Origin of the sequence: Lampropedia puyangensis (genome assembly GCF_004833285.1) — a bacterium.
Classification (GTDB): Bacteria; Pseudomonadota; Gammaproteobacteria; order Burkholderiales; family Burkholderiaceae_C; genus Lampropedia; species Lampropedia puyangensis.
Map to the genome: position 1 here is coordinate 99,982 of NZ_STFG01000012.1, position 18,556 is coordinate 118,537.

Below are 18,556 nucleotides of genomic sequence, written 5' to 3' on the forward strand. Positions count from 1 at the left end.
CGGGCTCCTTATTGCAGGCCTGAGTCTGTGTGTATAGAAAGAGAGGGGCGCGGTTGCGTGTCAGCCACTGTGGATGCTGGGCCTGCTGCTGCTGTTGGCATGACCGCTGCATTGCGGGCCATAGCAGCTTGCTGCACACTGCTGAGTTGACGCTGCAGCATTTGGGTTGAGGATTGGTCAATCAGCGGGGCCGCCCCTTTGGACTGCGGTTGCGATAAGCGTTGCAGCAGGCGGTTGGCCTCATCTTGCTGGCCAGTAGCTAACCAATACAGGGCCAGATTCAGTTGCACTCGTGCATTGGCAGGGGCCAACTGGGCTGCTTGCAGTATGGGAACGCGGGCCGCATTCAGGTTGCCATCGAGCATGTGGGCATAGGCGATATCACTGAGCAAGCTTGCATCAATCGGATTGAGCTGGCGGGCTTGTTCCAACTGCGCAATGGCTTGTGTGTATTGCCCCTCACTGGCGTACAGCAGACCTAGCCCTCGTTGTGCGCGTGCTGCACTGCTGGTGCCCAGTAGTTGTTGGTACGCGCTGCGTGCCGCTTCTGATTGACCGGTGTTGCGCAAGGCGTCTGCGCGCAGCAGGCTCGATTGGGGGCGCGCACCGTGCTGTGCTTCAAACGCATCAGCATGGGCGAGCGAGGCATACCATTGCCCGGCTTGTTGCATTTGGGCAATCAGATCCAGGTAGGTTTGCGCTGCATCGGGTTGGTTGGCTTGTTCTGCTGCGGCCAATTGCTCTTGCGCTTGCGCCGCAGTGCTTTGCGATGCCATCACGCCGTAGCCGGTCGGTGTTTGGCTGGCACAACCGGCCAGCGCAAGAAAGGCGAGGCTGGTGGTGATACGGGTCAACGTGTTGTGTAGCATGGTGCTATTGGCCTCCCATTTTCGACAAGGAGCGGATCACGGCCATGAAGCCAGGGCCAGCGGTAATGACCAGCAACGCGGGAAGCAGTGTCAGCACCATCACACCAGTCATCTTCACGGTGATCTGGCCGATTTTTTCTTTGAAAGAGGCTTGGCGTTTCTCGCGCAAACGAATACCGAATTGGTTGAGGGGTTCTTGCACGGCGCCGCCATGGCGGTCAACTTGCACCAGCAGGCTCACCACTGCAGTCATGTCATCGTCGGCGCTCAGGTTGGCTAGCCGCTGGAATGATTGCTCCCGCGTGCGCCCGTTGGCGTAGAGTTGGTTGGCCAGGCGCAATTCACCACTGAGCACACGTAGCACGCTGCCAAATTCGGTGGCCAGAATCTGCAGGCTTTGGTCAATACTCAGGCCTACGCCTTGCAGCAGGCGCAACAAGTCCACAAACAAAGGCAGTTCTTCGACCACTTGATTGCGGCGGCGTGCTGCTTTCGAGCGGACATACCATTTGGGCAGCATGATGCCCAGGCCAAAACCAAAAAAGCCGACCATCAAGGTTTTGGTGCCGCCAGTGCCCAGCAGCATGATGCCCAGCAGTGGCAACGCGATGGCCAAAATGGCCCTGCTGGCAACAAACAAAGCACTGCCAGTGCGCAGCGAAACGCCAGCCTGGTCCAGCAGTTTTCGGTCTTCCTCGGCCAGCAAGGCTTTGGCCACGCCTGTGTCTAACCAGGCTGGGGCTTGCAATTGGGCCGCTAATGCCTCTTGCGTATTGGCTTGCCCATCGCCAGCCAAGGGGTTGAGTAAAAGGTTGTCGCGCCCGTTGCTGGTGGTTGATGGCATGCCCGTAAAACCAGGGAACGGCGCTGCATTGGCCATGTTGGTTGCTACAGTTTTAGCTGAATGGGTTTGCTGCAGCACATGCTGAACGCGATGGCTTGCATGGGCAGATCGGCGCAGGCGCCAGAACAGACTGCCAGCCCACAGCAGTAAACCCGCAGCGGCCAACAGCAGGCTGAGTGCAAGAAGCTGTTGAGGTGTCATGCCAGGCCCTCCTGAGTGGTTGGTTGCATAAGGTAATGCTTGTTCATTTCAAACGTGCCAGTCGATAGAGCAAGAACGCACCAAATGCTTCTAGTCCTGCGGCCAACAAAATCATGTTTTGCCCTGATGGGTCGCGCCACATTTGAAGGAAATAGCCTGCGTTGAGCACCATAATCAGACCGCCCACCACGATGGGCAGTAAGGCAAGCACCCAAGCCGACAGACGAATTTCTGCTGACAGGGCATGCAACTCACGCTCAGCGGCTTGTCGATCGCGGATATAGGCGCAAACGCGCTCGAGTACCAAGTCGGCGCGACCTCCGTAGCGCACACTCATGCGGAACACTGCAGCCAACAAGCCAAACTCAGGCAAGCGCCAGCCGCGTTCTAGTTGGGCCATCGCATTGCCCAGATCAGGATTGGCACTGAGCATGGCGTTGGCTTGTTCCAGCGCCTCGCCCAGTGGCTCAGGAACGTTGAGAACGGCCAGTTGAAAAGCGGCATGGGGGGAATTGCCGATGGTGATCAAGCGCACCATGTTGTCCAGAAAGCTGGGCAGTTGTTGGACGAGTTTTCGTCGCCGCTTGCTGATGCGTTGCCAGATGAGAAACGATACCAACATGCTGTAGCAAGCCAGTGCCAGCAAACTCGCCAGTAAACCAGCTTGTGCACCAGCCAGTACGGTCAAGAATAAACCGGTGATGGCAAGGATCAGCAAGGTGCGTGGATGAATGCCCCAAGCTGCCATACCAAACCGTTCATCCAGCCAGCGTGTAAGCGGGTAGTGTGCAAAAGGCGAGTGCGCTGTTGCGGCCAAAGCCGGTTGGCCAGGAAAGGCCGCTGCGGATGGACTGGCCGTGGTGTGTCGCCCAAGACTTTGTTGGAGATGGCGGTGAACGGATTGTTGCTGCTCTTTCTGGCGTGTCTGCGCGAACAGCCACAGCGCCAGCGCCAGCAGTATGACTGCTAATGCGACGATGAGCAAAACGGCGGGAACCAGCGTTGACATTGCGGTGTTGTCCTTGGTGATTGGTATCAGAAATGGGTGTTGCGCTGGGCTTGCTGTTGCATGCGCCACCAGTTCTGCAGCTTGCTGGAATGGGGGGAGATGCCCATCGAAACCCATTGGTCTTGTTCTTGCCCATCAGGGCCGACCGTGGGTTCGTAGCGGTACAACTCCTGCATGGAAATCATGGTGTCGGTCATGCCGGTGACTTCGGTGAGCGAGAGCAGACGTCTGCGGCCATTGGAGAGGCGCCCGATCTGCACGATGAAATCCACCGCATTGGCGATTTGGCGGCGCAGGCTGACTTCGCTGCCTTGGAACCCAGCAAATCCGGCAAGCATTTCGGCGCGGTACAGACATTCACGCGGGGAGCTGGCATGGATGGTGCCCATTGAGCCGTCATGTCCAGTGTTCATGGCCTGCAGCAAATCCAGCACTTCGCCGCTGCGCACTTCTCCCACAATGATGCGGTCTGGGCGCATGCGCAGGCTATTGCGCAGCAGGTCACGAATGCTGACATGGCCCGTGCCATCAAAGCCACCGGGTCGACTCTCCAGTCGCACCACATGGTTGTGGTTGAGTGAGAGCTCTGCGGTGTCTTCAATGGTGACGATGCGCTCGCTCGATGGGATGAAGTTGGCCAACGCATTGAGTAGCGAGGTTTTGCCTGAACTGGTGCCACCGCTGACGAGAATATTGCAGCGCGATTGCACTGCCATTTCCAGAATGCGGCAAATGTCTTCGTTGAAGGTACCCAGTTGCACCAGTTCAGTGGGGGTCAGCGGGTCTTTGCGGAATTTGCGGATGGATACGGAAGGCCCATCAATGGCCAATGGCTCAATGATGACGTTGATGCGCCCGCCATCGGGTAGGCGAGCATCCACCATGGGACTCGATTCATCCAATCTACGGCCAATGGGCGCCAGAATGCGCCGCACAATGCGCAGCACATGCTCATCGTCCTTGAAGCGCACGCTTTCGCGTTGCAGCACCCCCCCGCGTGAAACGTAGATGTTTTCATGCCCGTTGATGAGAATATCTTCGACATGAGCGTCTTCCAGCAAGTCCTGTAAAGGGCCCAACCCAGTGAGCTCACGCGTGAGCGCTCGCGCCACGATCAACACTTCTTGCTCATTGACTGGGATTGAATGCAGGCGAATGAAGCTGTCGAGCTCGAGTAACACGAACTGTGCAATTGAGGCTTGTGACCAGCGCCCAAATTCAGCCCCAAGCTCTTCAATGCGACTGAGCAGGTGTTCGTGCGCCCGGTATTTGAGGTCGGCGAATAGCGGGCCTTTTTCGAACTCTAAGGCCTGGGCTTCTGCCATCGGTGGTGGTGCGATTGGGGGCATGGATTTAAGCGCTTGGGTTGCGTTGGAAGAATCGACTCAGTCCCCGTGGGGCTTTGTGCACGGGCGCAAGCTGGTGCTGACTGGTCAGTTGGTCGGTCAACTTGTCAATAGCTTGCACATACGGTTCGCGGTGCAATGTGCCATCCAGCATCTGGCCTTGATTGACCGCTTGTGCCAATACCATGCGGCGATCGGCGATGGTGGCCAGCAATGGAAGATGCAATTGGGCTGCGATTTGCTCTGCACTCAATTCAAGCCGTGCGTCATGGCGGTTGACGATCAGTTGGATGTTGCTGCGATCGACTTTTTGCGCTGCCAGTTGCTCTAACAATGCAGCTGTGCTCACAACGCTGGGGACACTTTGCTCACACACGATCCAGATTTGACTGGCACGCAAAGCCACGCGTTCAGCCAGGCTGCTTTGGCGAACGGCGCCCAAATCAGCGATCACATGGCGAAAATATTGCCGAAGCCGCAGCAAGATCAGATCGGTATCGGAATGCGCGATATCAGGGGATGAGTCGCCCTTGGGCAAGGCCAGTATGCGCAAGCCCTGCGCATGCCGTGCCAAGGCTGCAGCAGTCAACTTGCGGTCAAAGCGACGCAGGTTGCGCACCGCCTCAACAAAGTCGAAATCGCCGGGGCAGTTGAGGTACATGGCGCAGTCGTTGGCGGGGTGGCCCAAGTCAATCAGCAAGGTATCGAGCGGGGTCTCTGTGGCCTCGCTGTGTGGCACAGCTTGTGCGCTTGAATGTTGGCGCAGGCGTTGCTGCAGGTACAGCGCAAGGTGGCTGGCCAGTAGGCTGCAACCAGTTCCTGCACGGGCCGAAATGAGTGCGGTCAGTGGTGCGAATTGGCCCGTGTCAGCCACCGTCGCAGGTGTGCGCAAAATCAGCTCGCGAACAGCTTCTTGTGCGGCTTGGCTGGTGCCATCGAGATCAAGGAAATCCTGTACGCCAGCGCGCAACGCCGCCAGTGTGCATTGTGGGTTGCGCATTCTGCCCACTGCCACCAATGGCAGGTGGGGATGGCTTGTGCGTATCTGTTCTACCAAGTGCGTGGCCAGGTCGAGCACGGGCGCGTCGAAGTGGATGAAAACGACATGGGGCGTGAGCAGGAGGATTTGCTCTTTGATGTTTTCTTGGTAACGGGCATGGTGCAGGCGTGCGCCATCAAACACGCGTCGCATCCAAGTCGTGGCCAGCGTGCTCTCGGAGGTGCCCGCATGGATGAACAGCAACTCCGCATCCAGGTCTGCGCAGGCCGTGGGCTTGACCGTTTGCGCATGCAGCACTTCCAGTGCGCTGCGTTGAGGGGGAACTTCGGGTGTGGTGCCAGCGGTTTTTTCCTGGCGCTCTGGGGCAGACGCTGCAGCAGGGCGCATGGACAGCAAGGCCTCTAAGGTTGCTGGCGCCAAGGGATTGGGGGCACCTGCTGGCGTGTCAGCCTGCGGTGCGGCGTTTTTTTCAAACCGCATTGCAGAGGCGTCCAGGGCCGGTTCCTGCCGACGGTCTATCGCTAGCGTGTTCATCAGGTCTGATGGCAGTTGGGTTGTCATGGCATGCCTCGCTGTGAAAGGGCTCAGTACAAAAGAATTAGTACGAGAAGCCGGGTAAGGCTGCATCGGGTTTGAGGCCTCCTGCGACATAGGGCTCCCACACTTGCGTGGCATTGCGCCGCTCAGAGGTGGCTCCAGGCAGCAAGGCTTCAAAATCAGTACCTGCAGGCAAGGGGTTGACCAATCTGGGGGTGACGATGATGACTAACTCGGTCTCTTCTTGCGAATAGCTCAGATTTTTGAAAAATGCGCCCAGCACGGGCAAGTCACCCAGCAAGGGAACCTTGTTCACATTGGAAGAAGTGTTGCGGCTGACCAAACCGCCAATCACAAAACTTTCACCATCGGCCAGTTCCACCATGGTGTCGGCGCGGCGGGTGCGGATCGCGGGAACAGAAACGCCGCCGACGGAGACTGCATTGCTGAAGTCCAGATCGCTTGCCTCGGGGGCGACCTTCAATGCAATGCGGCTGTCTGCCAAGACGGTCGGGGTGAGTTGCAGGCGCACGCCAAATTCTTTGTATTCGATGCCGATATTGCCATCGTTGGCCGAGACGGGAATGGGCAACTCGCCTCCGGCAAGAAAGCTGGCGCTTTGGCCAGAATGCGCCAGCAGCGTGGGTTTTGCCAGTACGCGTGCCAGACCATTGCCCTCAAGCACACTGAGCCGAACACTCATGCCTGCGCCACTGAAAGCATTACCAAAGCCCATGACCAGGTTCATGGCATCGGCGATGGGGGATTGGCCCGATCCAGTTGCAGGGTTGTACAGGCCAAAGTTGAAGCCATGGTCATTGGCGCCAAGACTGGCGATGTTGATGCCGGCTTTTTTCAAGGCAGATTTCTTGAACTCAACCACTTGCACATCTACCTGCACCGTATTGCTTTTGACGGCAATTTGTGAACGATCGAACAAGGGCGTATCTGGTGGGGCGCTTTGGCGCAAAGCGGCAACGGCTTGTGCATGTTCAGGAATGCTGGCGAGTTTGCGCTCCAGTATCAGGCTTTGTGCACGTACCTGAACCTGCCAGCTTTGCGGTGGCCCGGCCCGGCGTGGCCATACCACCAAGGTGGTGCGCCCAGGATTCTTGGCCGTCAGCAGCAGTTCGGCCACGTCGGACGCGCTGCCGGGCTTTTCACGCAGTACCTTGACTTCAAGCACGTCGGGGTTGCCCACAGCAATCCGTCCAATGCCCTGGCCGGGGCGCAGCATTTGTTGGTGGCCGCTGTGCAATTGCAGAAGCTCACCGTAAAACGATTCGTTGGGGCTGGGTGTTTCAGCTTGCGCCAAAATGGGCGAGCTAGAGGCGCTGGCCGAGATGTCAGGGGACGAGTTTGCGTCTTGAGCAGGTGTTTGTGCTTGTAGCGAAGCGCTGGCCAGTAAGGCCATGGCCAGTGCACACCACACAGGGCTTGGAGGCTTGCTGCAAGGCCGTGTGTTGACTGGTGTTGGCATTTCGGTTGGTTTCATGGTGCGTTCTCCCTCTCTCATCAGTAGCGCACGGTTTGCACTTGGGCGCCGTTGTGCATTTCGACCTCATGCAGGCGTGGACGTGGCGGAGCTTTCTCGCCAGGGGCTGGAAGCAACTGTGCTGCCGCGCGCTTGCGATTTTTTTCATCACCGCCAGTGGCCAGATCATCAAAGCGCATGCCTGCAAAAGCGCGGTCCAGGCCTTGTAACTCCTGGCCTTGGGGCAGGCTACCCGGTTTGGGGCGCAATACGGCAGGCAGTGCGTTGAACAGTGCGGCGTCTGGCACGGCTTGGTCATCTGGGTGGCGCAAGGCCAGAGTCAACTGGCCGTATTTTTCGGCTAAGTTCAGGCGCTGCACATCGTCCAGCGGTACGGCCAGTACGGCTGTTTTGGCATTTTCTGGGCGCAGGCTTTGGTCTTCGCGATTGGTTTGGTTGCTAGTGCGGCGGCTACTGCTCAGTGCGGAGGCATTGTCTTGCTGCTCTTGTTGGGCTTTTTGCTGTTGTGCGACCGTGAGGGGGGGATTTTCTACCGTTGCCCCGCCATAAGCGAGCACACGGGTGCGTGCCATGAGCAGTCGGTTTTGTGTATCCACGGGGCTTTGCTCGCGTGTGTCCGCCCCCAGAGTCACGAATACGTCTACATAGTCGCCCGGGCGCACACGATGACCAGCGGCCATGTTTTCATTCACACCAATGGCCACCGCGCGCTGGCCGGGTTCGAGCTGCAATGCCAAGCCGCTGATGAGGTTTTGTTCAAACAGCGGTGTTTTTTCGCGCAGGGCCAAGGCGGTGGTGTGGCCAAGCACGCTGTCCAGCGCGTCAAAGCTGCCGGGTACTGCGGCGGGTAGTTGCGCCAGTTGCAGGTCGTCGCGCGTGAGTTTGTGGCCTGCGGGAACGTCTTTGGCTAGAACCACCACGCTGTATTGGGGCTCTTCTTTCTTGGCCTGAGGTGCTGGTTGGCTTGTTGACTGCGAAACCATCGGCACAGGGGCCACTGGGCGCGACGGCTGGCGCAGCATGTACCACGCCATCAAAGCCAATGCCATGGCCAGTACGACCAACAGGCCGGCAATGATTTTGGTGAGTTTCATGGCTTGGCCTCCTGCATGCCTAAAGTCAATTGCGAAGTGGTGTTGTTCATGGGGTCCTGGAAAATGGATATGTGCATCAACAATGCCATTGCGGATACTTTTCTCTCAGCGTGCAAGGTGTGTGCGCACTGACAGAGAAATACCAGCAACCGATTTGGTGTTGGGTTGCGACTGGCTTGTTCATGCTGGGCCATACGCCATCAGCACAATGGCCGCTATCGCCATGTAGCCTGCATAAGGAATTGAGCGTGCCCGATTGCGTTGCGTGAAGTTCAAACGCAGTGGCACAGTGTTTTCGCGTTGTGCCCATGCGCCTGCGTGTGCTTGCAGCCATAAGCCCAAGGGGCGTTGCTGCAAAAAGGCCCAGCCCAGCACAGCACTACTGTGCAGGCCAGCCAACAGACTGCCGCCTAGCCAGATGGCCAGCAGTTGGGGGGTGAGACCCAACCAAAGCCCTACTACGGCGGCAAATTTCACATCTCCAGCACCCATCCAGCCCAGTGCGTAGAACGGCAGCAAGGCGACAAATGCCACCAGCATGCCGCTCAAACCATCCCAAGGCGATACCTGAAAGGGTTGTACGCCACTGAACAGTGCCCACGCGCCGGTTGCCAGGCCCACGAGCACCATCCAGTTGCGCACCTTGCGGATGCGCAAATCCATGACAGCAATGGCGATGAGCCAGAGTAGCCATTGGTAGGGCAAAAGGCTGAATAGCATTGATTCAGTATTCGAGACTTTTATTGCTCTGTCCCTGATTGCCCTGTCCCTGGCGCATCGCCTAATTTCTCGGCGATAAATTCGAAAAAGCTTTTCAGTTTGGTTCCAATTTCACCAACTGAGACAATGATCGCCACAGCAATCAGCCCCGCAATCAGGCCATATTCAATGGCGGTTGCGCCTTCTTCATCTTTCCAGAATTGTTTGATGATGTTGGTCATGACATCGTCCTTTCGGTTGTGAAACGCCCATCGGATTGAGACGTGCTGTAGCGGGCGATGGGATAACCTGCTGCAGCGGTGAAAACAAGTCTTATGCCTACCACCAACTGGCCGTTCGTGGGCCGCTTAGTGGTTGCAATTGCCGTGCTACGCGCAGTTGCAGGGCAGGTAAGTGATGCATGGGTGTTGGGCTGGCCACCGAGGGCTTTGGCGCACTGGTGGTGCGTGCCGGGGCAAGCGTGGAGTTGGCCGCCATGTCGCTTTGCTGAAACAGTTGGTTCAGGCGCATGGCGCTACTGCCTGTAGGCAACAGGGCGCCGGTGGTGCGCACCAATTGCAGTTCATTGATGTGCTGGTCCTGCTGGGCATCGATTTGTTCGAGCATGAGGTTTTGCATGTCGAGCTGGGCATCGAGCACTTGCGAGAGGCTGCCTCGCCCGGCTTCAAGCAGGCGCCTGCGCCCTTCGAAGGCAGCGCGCGCTTGGGCTACAGCGTCTTGCAGTTGATTGGCGCGTTCGCGCCCGGCCTGCACACGCCCCCAAGACGATGAAGTGGCTTCGCGCACTTGGCGCTGCACGGCATCTTGCTGTGCTTTTTGGCTTTGCAGCTCATTGACGGCTTTGCGGATGCGGTCGCGCAATTCAAAACCGTTGCCGAAATTCCAATTGACCTCCAGCCCAAAGCGCGTGCCATCGTTATAGAGCACGCCTTTGGGGTCATAGGTGTGGCCGACCACAGCTTCCAGTGTAGGCAGGCGCTGGGCTTCACTGCGTTCGACTTCGGCTTCGGCTTTGGCAATTTGCTGGGCAATTTCCTGCAGCTCTACGCTGTTGGCTTCTGATTGCTGCTGAGCCTGCGCCTCGCTGATAGGCAACCATTGCAAAGGTACGGCCAAAGCGGGCAACCAGCCCGATTGCGGGCTGAAACTGTAGTAGCGGGTAAAGCGCGCCAGTGCGTCAGAGCGCTGTGCCTGCAGCCCCAGCGCTTGGGCACGGGCACTGGCTTGGCGTGAGAACGCCTGACGCAAGTCGTTGCGGCCCACAGCGCCTAGCTCTGCACGCCGTTCTTCAATGCGTGCCAGTTGCTCAATGATGCGGGCAGACTCGGCGGCAATGTCGGCCTTTTGCTCATAGCGCTGCAGTTCAAGCAGTGCCGTCAATGCGTCGAGCAAGGTGTTCTCGCGCGTGCCTTGCACAATATTGGCTTGCGCCGCTTGTTGGAATTGGGCTGAGCGCACGCCTGCGCTGATGGCGCCACCGTCAATCAAGCTCATGCGTACTTCGGCGTTGATGGCGTTGTAGTTTTCTTTGCCACTGCTGCGGTCAACGCTGCCCGAGTTGGTGCCAATTTTGAAGCTGGGCCAGCGGGCGCGTTCTGCGGTGCTCAGGTCGTGCCCGGAAGCCTCCAGAGCCGCTTTGGCTTTGAGAATGTCGGGGTGGGTTTCCACCAGATCTTGCAATGCATTGAGCAGGTGTTGCTGGGTGCTGTTGCTGGCCAGACTGTTTGCAGTCAGGCGTTGTGCCAGTTGCAGCGAAGTGGTTGTATCTGTCTGCGTTTGGGCGACTGCAGGCATGCCAGGGCACAGCAGTGCAACGGCCAGCCATATAGACATGCTGGGCCAATGTTTGGCCGGCTGCGATGGCTTCTCCTGTGGTGAGGCGTGCCAGTGGTTAATCCACCCTAGAGGGGCGCGCAAAGGGAGGTGCAAAGGGGCGTGAAAATGCGGTGTCATGTCACGGCTCCCTGAAGGCTTCACTCTGGATGCGCAGAACAGGGCGCAGCAGGTACCAAATAAAAGGCTCATGACCCAACAGAAGATCCACATCGGCTTGCATGCCGGTGGTGATGCGGTTGTCGGTGCGGCCGACCCAAGGCTGCGCCAGACTGGCCTGAATCCGGAAGTACGACGGTGCATCGGGCACATCCTGATCGCGGTCTGCATCAGCGGCCACCAGAGTGACTTTACCGGGCACAGCACCATAGCGCAGAAAGTCATAGGCACTGACTTTGACTTTGACGTCTTGGCCGTTGTGTACATAGCCGCGGTCTGAAGGGTTCAAGCGTGCCTCCACCAGAATTTCGTCTTTGTCGGGCACCACCTCCATGATGGGTTCGCCGGGTTTGACGACCCAACCATTACCGCTGCTGCGCAAGCCTTTGACGATGCCGTCGGTTGGTGCCAATACGACTGTGCGGGTGCGTTGCGTGCGGGCTCTGGTGAGGTCTTCGGTCAAGCTGTGCAGGTCACGCTCAACGCTGGCCAACTCTTCAGATGCACGGCTGCGAAACCCTCCTTGGGTTTCTTGCAACTTGGCTTGAGCCAGCGCCACTTTGGCGCGTGCACTGACCAGGTTCTGGCGCGAGGCGGCGAGTTCACTGCGTACTTGCTCAAGCGCACGCTGGCGATCGAGCACTTCTAGCTGACCAATCAATTGTTCTTCTGCCAATTGACGGGCGATATCAGCCTCTTGCTGAAATAAGTTCAGGCGTGTTTCCAGGCCCTGAATGCGTGCTTGCGCTTCTGCGACTTCGCCGCGGGCTTGCTGCAAACTCGCTTGTGCAGCGGCGACGCTGCCTTGGTATTCCAGCGCACGGGCCGCAAAAGCCCCCAGTTCTGCACGCACGACTTGTTGGCCCAGCTCTGGTGCAAAGTCGCTTTCCGTCAAGGTCGAACCCAAACTCTCTGCGGTCAGTCGCACTTTCATGGCTTGTGTGGCTGCGTGCCGCGCAGAAAGCTGTTCCAGATTCAGGCTGTTGCTGCCTAGGTCAATTTCCAGCAGTGGCTCATCACGCTGCACAGCTTGGCCTTCACGCACATGCACGGCAGTGACAATGCCGCCTTCCAAGTGCTGCACGGTTTGTACCCGGTCTGATGGGATCACCTTACCTGGCGCAACCACTGCATTTTCAACCGGGTAGAGCAGGCCAGTGATCGTCAGGGCACCGAGCAGCAGCAGCAGGAGCTTGCGTTTTCCCGAGAGCAGACTGGGTGCCGAGACTGAAGAGGGCGCTGAGCCAGCCTCAGTGCGGGCTTGCTGTTGGGCCTGCGCCTTGCGAAGAACCAGTGGAATGTCGCTGCGCGAGGGGCTGACTTGGTTCATGCGGCCTCCTCTTGCAGTGTGTCCGATGCGGGCGTTTGCGTGTGTTCGCTGGCCTGCGCTGGACGTACGCCAAACAGTTTGGGCAGCAGTTGTTGTGGGGTGCCAACTTCGAGTTGCCCATCGCCACAGACATGGTAGATTTTTTGTGCGACCGAGGCGACCCGAACGGAGTGGGTAATGACCACAACGGTGTGTTTGCTTGCAATTTTCAACAAAGCTTGCAGTAGTGCGGTTTCGCTTTCAAAGTCCAGGTCGCTGCTGGGCTCGTCGAGAATCAGCACCGAAGGGTTGCGCAGGAACAGTTGGGCCAAAGCGAGTTTGCGCAGCTCACCTGCAGAAAGTCCTGCACCGCCTTCACCCAGCGTTGTTTGATAGCCTTGCGGCAGTCGGCTGATGAAACTGTGCGCGCCTGAGAGCTGACAGGCTGCGACGATTTGTGCATCAGTAGCCGATTCATTGACCATGCGCAGGCTCTCAATAATGGGGCCGCTGAACCAGTAGACCTGCTGGCTTAAACAGCCAATCCATTGGCCGATATCGACCCTGGAAAATTGCGCCAGATCGTATTCATCGATAAAGAGATGTCCTTCGGTGGGGCGATAAAGCCCTGCGAGCAGTTTGCCCAGTGTTGATTTGCCAGCACCGTTGCGCCCTACGATCGCGTGCAGTCCACCTGGTCCCATTTCCAGACTGACTTGCTCCAACGGGGTATGGCCAGCATGGTATTGGAAGCTGACTTGTTCAAGGCGCAGGCGCCCTTGTGGACGGGGTAACTGCAAGTTCTGAGGCGCGGGCTCCACAGGCTCTTGCAGCACGGTTTGCAGACGCCGGGTGGCATCATGGGCGCGTGCCAGAGATCGCCAGTTTCCAGCCAGTTGGGCGATTGGCCCCAGGGCTTTGCTGGCCAATAAGTTCACAGCCATCAGACTGCCGATGCTCATCCATTGTGAGTTAATGGCGATCGCCCCCACTGTGATGACGGCAATGGAGAAAAACGACAGCAGCATGGTGCTGGCTTCACGGGCGTTTTCAAGCTCCCCATTTTTACTGAAGCTTTCCGTTAACCACTGGTCATAACTGGTTTGCCACGTTTGGCGCACAGCTTGGTCGTGCCCTAGCACTTTGAGAGTAGTGCGTGCATTGCATACTTCTGTGGTGGTGCGGTCTAGCGCGCGCGCTTGCGCAATTTCTTCAACACGGCCTGTGCGCACTTCATCAGCCCACCACCACGCCAGAATACCCAAAATGACCATTGCCACCAGAATCACAGGGAGGACTGGCCAAGCCACGATGCCAATCACAATCAGGGCCAGCAGCACCATCGGTATATCCATGAAAGCACCAGCCAAGCCTCCGGAGATACTAGAGCGCATGGCACCCACGTCCCGAAACAGTTGCAGCCATTGGCTGGCAGGGCGTTGCTCCAGCGTCAGTAAAGGACGTTGCAGCATGGATGCCAGCAAAGCTTGAGAGACGTGGTAGTCGATCTCGGCGCCAGCTTCGCGCAAGGCTTTGGCGCGTTTGCGGCGCAGCCACCATTCGATACCCAGAAACACCAACACGCCTGCCACCATGGCAATCAGTGTGGCATTGCCTCCACGTGAAATCACGCGGTTATAAACCTGCAAGACAAAAAGAGATGGCAACAAGCCGAGCAGCCCGATGGGCAGAGACAACCAAGCTGCCATGCGCACATGCTGCCATGCTCCTGCGCTGGCGGTGTGAATGGCCGTCGCGTAGGAGCCTGTCTGACCTGTACTGGCTTCACCGCTTTCTGGCGGTGCTTGCAGCAGGCTGCTTGGCAACAGGTACTTGATCATTGGGTACCTCGCTTATCGTCTCGTGTTGTCAGAATGAGTTGGCATTGCATTTGGTGATTCAGTCTTTGGTAGGACTGAAGCCTAATCGAAATGTCAATCAAATGTGATTTTCTGTCAATTTTCATTAAATTTTATAGGTGAAAAAGCGGATTTCTGTATTTTTTTTGACTTAAATCAAAATTTTTAAACCAAATGTGTGTTTGGTAGCATTTTGCTTGTTTGTTTGTCCTGCAAGATTGCTGTATTTGTTCGACGATTTTTATGTGACTGTTGAAAATGGGATCTGAATTGATATGGAGTTATTGGTGTGTCACATTTGAATCGTGAAGTGGAATAAGGAGCCAGTTGAGAGGGAATCAAAAAACGTTTTCCCGAATGGCACTGGCGACAATGCTGAGATTGGTGGTGGTGCGCCCCGCCAGCAGCACTGTGTGGCGCACATCGAAAGCCCGTAGCAGGGCATGAATGAGTTGGTTGAGGTCTTCAAACCAGTGCACATGCGGTTGGTCTTGCAGCGATTGAGTTAAGCCCAACATGGCGTTGCCATAGAGAAATACATGCTTGGCTGCTGTGCTGCGGATGAGCGGTTCCAATTGCAGTTGTGCATCCTCTATGCTGGTGTGCGGTGCTTTGATGCCTCCTAGGACAATCAGGCGCTGATGCGCGTGAGGTGCGTGGGTCTGCAGTTGCTGCATGGCCGCTTGCACAGCCAGCAGTTCACTGGTGTTACTGTGGTCAAGCAGGCAACGGTTGACTGGCAGATTTTCAGGTTGCCCAGATCCAGGAGGCGGCTTCCAAGTGGTCAGTGGCGCGATGGCGCTATCGATAGGATGCCTTATGGCGTGCAGTACAGCCAACGCAGCTTGTGCATTCAAGGCCATGTGGTGGCCATCTGCGCGCAGTTGAATATGCTTTTTTTCAGATGGCGTTGCGTGCTGTTGTGCCGGTTTAGGCGGCAGTTGAAGGTGTAAGCGGCCTAATGGTGCATAGAAAAGTTCACGTACCTGTGCCTGAGGATGTGGACCAAAACCGATCAGCTCGATTCCTCGTTGCTGGGCAGCTGAATGCAGGGCATTCAGGGGCACTAACGCATAGTTCAATACCAACGTGCTGCCTGCACGTAGGTGCTGCATGAGCTGAACCAGATGGTGCAGGTTTTTTTCTTTTGATGGTGCAGGCGGCTGTGCTGAATCTTCTGGGAAATTGGTTACCACAAGGATGTCGGGTCGCAGTATCGATAAGTCAGACAAAGCCTGTGACGGCCCAAGCTCTGCCAGCACGCAAGGCGCAGAATCGCTCCAGTTGATCATTTGCAAAGCGGTCTCCGATTGCAAAAGTGCCTCTTGCTGCACAGTGCAGGCGTTGCCCAAACATTGCATCAGCATGCGCAAGGTCGATGACTTCCCTACACATCCGGTTGCCGCAATGACTGGCACGTGAATGCGTTGTCGAGCGCTGGTGGCCCACCGATTGATGGCTAGGGTTAGCTCTGGCATGTGCAATACAGGTACCTGTGCTGAGAGGGGGGTAGTGGAGTCTGCGCTGATTAAGGCTTGCGGATGCAGTGCTGCGACCGAAGCGGGCAACACTCCGGTGATCTCGCCACTGCGCCGAAGCAAAACGGCGGCGTTTGGGGTGTGCTGCAGCCGTGTGACCGTTAGGCCAGCGATGAATGCCGGTACCTTGTGTCCTACAGGGACAATCCATTGCCCTTTTGTGAGTGTGGCCAGACTTTGGCTGCTCCAGGCCATGGGAGCCAGATGGCTGGAGCTGGTGAGTGCAGATTTGGATGTTTCTGCTGAAACCGTTGGTGTAGTCTCTTGAATTGAGGCGGGCTCGAGCCAACCCAATAGCGTATGGCAGGCGCTAAGACGGCTGAGGACGTTGGCCTGTTGCGATGGTGAATACGTTGCCGCTTGCAGATTCTGCAGGTTGTGTGCTGCAGAGAAAAATGGTGTTTGTGCACGGCGCGGTGAGCCTAGGTATATCGCCAGTTCTGGCCAAATAATACGCTGCTCCAAAGCCTGCCATTGTTGCTCTATCGCCGCGCATTGTTGGGCAGAGGCATGTGGGGCAGTGTTTGCCAGTATGCCGCACCGGTTGGCCTCGATGACCGCGATGCTAAGCCAATCAAAGCCTCTGTGGGGAGAGGAGCCGCTGCTGATGAGTAGCAGTGGTAGCCAATCCGCCTCGTGTGCATGAGGTTCGGTGGGGAAGGGCAATTCACTGCCGCTATTGGTATTGCGGTATGTCCAATAGACCTTCAGCGCTAGGCTCTTCCACATGGTCGCTATGTCGGCTGGGGCATGAGTGTGTAGCGCCTCAAGGTGTTTGGGGGCGGCATCTTGCAGCAGTTGCCATGCCAATTGATCGAGCAAGTTATACAACAAAGCCGTGTGCCTCACGCCCAAAACGTGTGCCTGGGCGATGCTGTTCAGTACCAGCAGGCTTTGCGCTGATACGTGTGTCTGCCCGCTGGCGTGTTCCATGGCGTATTCGGTGGCCAAGGCGATGGCGTGCACTAGCACTTCTGTGGCCAATGCGGGCATGCGTGCGCTGCGGATATGTTCTAAAGTTTGCAGCAAAGTATGCAAAATGCCCAGATGGTCCAACAGACCGTGGGCGTCCTGCCAAGTGCCGTTTGGAGTTTGCGTGGTTATCAAGTTGTCGAGGGTCAGCCGGGCAGCTGTGCGCCAGCCCTGCCAGGCGCATTCAGCGGGTGGGGCAAGAGGTCTTGTGAATGAGCGCGTTGGCTGGTTTCTTGGCAGCGTAATCGCGGTAGGCGCACGGCCATCCAGATATACGCCTCGCAGCTGCAGCAGCAACACCGTCTGTGCCATGGCAGGATCTGCCAAGGTCGGCTGCATCCATGCTGGGGTGGTGTCTTCCTCTGCGAACATAGCTTGGGGTAGTAGCCAGATGTCCTCAAGGCAGGCGTCCGCCAAGGCCAAACTGTGTGTGTTTTGCTGCAGTAGACTGGGCCAATCCATTGGATTGGCTGCAGGGTGGTGCGCCACGCTGTCAACCCAATCTATGCGCAGCAGCACAGTCTCAAGTCTGCGTGCCCATGCCCACTGCCGAATGCGGATGGAGCCTTCGCGCCAAGCTGACTCAAAGGTACTGGCCTTGACATGAAAAACGGTAGCGGATTCTTTCTCGCTCGCGACGGAAAAAAACAGAATGCATCCTGACCATGGCTCTGGTAGCGTGCGCACCCATACAGCTAAATGTTGCCGTGCCATTTGAAGCAATGGGTCCAGTCTGACTGGTGCGACTGGCTCCTCCTGCGCCCAATTGAACGCATGGGCAAGAGGACTGCTCAAGGGGCCTTGTGGGGGGGGAGAGGAGACCGGTATGCGCATGGCTGGGCAGGGTGAAGCAAGCAAACAAAGTGCAGATATACAAGTACCTTGCACGGTGATGTCAGCAACCAATCGCAGTTCTGCGCATGGGGCAGCAATTGGTTACCGAGCAAGAGCCTGTGGCGACTCTTGATTGCCTTTGATCAGCGGTAGTCGAATTCCACCCGTCGGTTGCGTTGGTGGGCTGCCTCGCTATGGCCCGGATCAGCCAGTTGTTCTTTGCCGTAACTGACAGCTTCCAGTTTGTGCGGTGCAACCCCAAGCAATTGCAGTGCTTGGCGCACAGCCTCTGCACGTTTTTGACCAAGAGCGACGTTGTATTCAATGCCGCCACGGTCATCGGTGTGTCCACGCAACACCAAGGCTCGCTCAGGGTGGTTGCGCAACCACTGTGCATGGCCTTCTATCAGGCTGCGGTCGCTGTTGCGCAGTTCGTACGAGTCGTAATCGAAATACACGATGTGGGCCAGGTTCTGCGGACCTTGGCGACCCATGCTGGCGCTGGCAACGACTGGTGCAACTCCTGAGGTTGCTGCCCCTGGCTTGCCAAATGCGTAATGGTGCTCGGTACGCTGGGCGCTGCTGCCTGACTGGCCGGCACAAGCGGCCAGCAGGGCGGCAGCAAGCAATGTGGCACACAGTTTCAGTGAATGTCTCAACATATGAATCTCCTCGGAAGGCTGGCCTTGGAGCCCTTGCGTCCGTGTGGGCACAAAGGCAGCAAGACCTTTGGTGGTTAGACCAGTTGGTTGTGTTGCAGCTGCTGTGCGAGCGACAGGCCTGCGTCGTGGCTTTCGGCGATGCTACTGATGGGGGCAGCGATGGATTGCAGTCCATCCGCTACGCTGGAGGCAAGCGAGGCCGTATTGCCGCTGCCTAACAGACCACCGAGCAAGCCGCCATTGCCACCCAGGAGACCACCGACCAAGCCGTTCTC

14 protein-coding genes and 1 pseudogene are annotated in these 18,556 nt (G+C 57.3%); all 15 read right to left on the reverse strand.

Going from position 1 to position 18,556, the window contains the following annotated elements; translation table 11 throughout:
• Window positions 1–8: 8 nt before the first annotated feature.
• Window positions 9–869, reverse strand: a complete 861-nt coding sequence (locus E9531_RS11600) for a tetratricopeptide repeat protein (protein ID WP_136573925.1) — start codon at window positions 867–869, stop codon at window positions 9–11.
• A gap of 4 nt (window positions 870–873) precedes the next feature.
• Window positions 874–1,914, reverse strand: a complete 1,041-nt coding sequence (locus E9531_RS11605; protein WP_136573926.1) for a type II secretion system F family protein — start codon at window positions 1,912–1,914, stop codon at window positions 874–876.
• Between the two features lie 43 nt (window positions 1,915–1,957).
• A complete protein-coding gene (locus E9531_RS11610; protein ID WP_136573927.1) occupies window positions 1,958–2,923 on the reverse strand; it encodes a type II secretion system F family protein in 966 nt (321 codons plus the stop codon).
• A gap of 26 nt (window positions 2,924–2,949) precedes the next feature.
• Window positions 2,950–4,248 (reverse strand): TadA family conjugal transfer-associated ATPase, encoded by a 1,299-nt coding sequence (locus E9531_RS11615; protein WP_136573941.1) that lies wholly within the window; start codon window positions 4,246–4,248, stop codon window positions 2,950–2,952.
• Between the two features lie 28 nt (window positions 4,249–4,276).
• Window positions 4,277–5,830 carry a CpaE/TadZ family protein gene (locus E9531_RS11620; protein ID WP_244610086.1) on the reverse strand — a complete coding sequence of 518 codons (1,554 nt, stop codon included), beginning with the start codon at window positions 5,828–5,830 and terminating at the stop codon, window positions 4,277–4,279.
• Window positions 5,831–5,867: 37 nt separating this feature from the next.
• Window positions 5,868–7,301, reverse strand: a complete 1,434-nt coding sequence (locus tag E9531_RS11625) for a type II and III secretion system protein family protein (RefSeq protein WP_244610087.1) — start codon at window positions 7,299–7,301, stop codon at window positions 5,868–5,870.
• Between the two features lie 20 nt (window positions 7,302–7,321).
• The gene (gene cpaB, locus E9531_RS11630) at window positions 7,322–8,395 is read right to left on the reverse strand and encodes a Flp pilus assembly protein CpaB (RefSeq protein ID WP_136573928.1); all 1,074 of its coding nucleotides are present in this window, start codon (window positions 8,393–8,395) and stop codon (window positions 7,322–7,324) included.
• Window positions 8,396–8,575: 180 nt separating this feature from the next.
• Complete coding sequence (locus E9531_RS11635; protein ID WP_136573929.1) at window positions 8,576–9,115, reverse strand: A24 family peptidase; 540 nt, start codon at window positions 9,113–9,115, stop codon at window positions 8,576–8,578.
• Between the two features lie 20 nt (window positions 9,116–9,135).
• Complete coding sequence (locus tag E9531_RS11640) at window positions 9,136–9,336, reverse strand: Flp family type IVb pilin (protein WP_136573930.1); 201 nt, start codon at window positions 9,334–9,336, stop codon at window positions 9,136–9,138.
• Window positions 9,337–9,433: 97 nt separating this feature from the next.
• Entirely contained in the window at window positions 9,434–11,068 is a 1,635-nt protein-coding gene (locus E9531_RS11645) for a TolC family protein (RefSeq protein ID WP_136573931.1), read from the reverse strand.
• A gap of 1 nt (window position 11,069) precedes the next feature.
• The gene (locus E9531_RS11650; protein WP_136573932.1) at window positions 11,070–12,437 is read right to left on the reverse strand and encodes an HlyD family type I secretion periplasmic adaptor subunit; all 1,368 of its coding nucleotides are present in this window, start codon (window positions 12,435–12,437) and stop codon (window positions 11,070–11,072) included.
• Entirely contained in the window at window positions 12,434–14,257 is a 1,824-nt protein-coding gene (locus E9531_RS11655; protein WP_136573933.1) for a peptidase domain-containing ABC transporter, read from the reverse strand. Before E9531_RS11655 ends, E9531_RS11650 begins: the two co-directional genes overlap by 4 nt.
• Before the next feature lie 356 nt (window positions 14,258–14,613).
• On the reverse strand, window positions 14,614–17,580 hold the full coding sequence (locus tag E9531_RS11660; protein ID WP_158291773.1) for a UDP-N-acetylmuramoyl-tripeptide--D-alanyl-D-alanine ligase: 2,967 nt from the start codon (window positions 17,578–17,580) through the stop codon (window positions 14,614–14,616).
• A gap of 182 nt (window positions 17,581–17,762) precedes the next feature.
• Window positions 17,763–18,281 carry an OmpA family protein gene (locus E9531_RS11665; RefSeq protein WP_244610088.1) on the reverse strand — a complete coding sequence of 173 codons (519 nt, stop codon included), beginning with the start codon at window positions 18,279–18,281 and terminating at the stop codon, window positions 17,763–17,765.
• A 74-nt stretch (window positions 18,282–18,355) separates the two neighbouring features.
• A pseudogene (locus tag E9531_RS17505) lies at window positions 18,356–18,556 on the reverse strand (hypothetical protein); the annotation flags it as partial.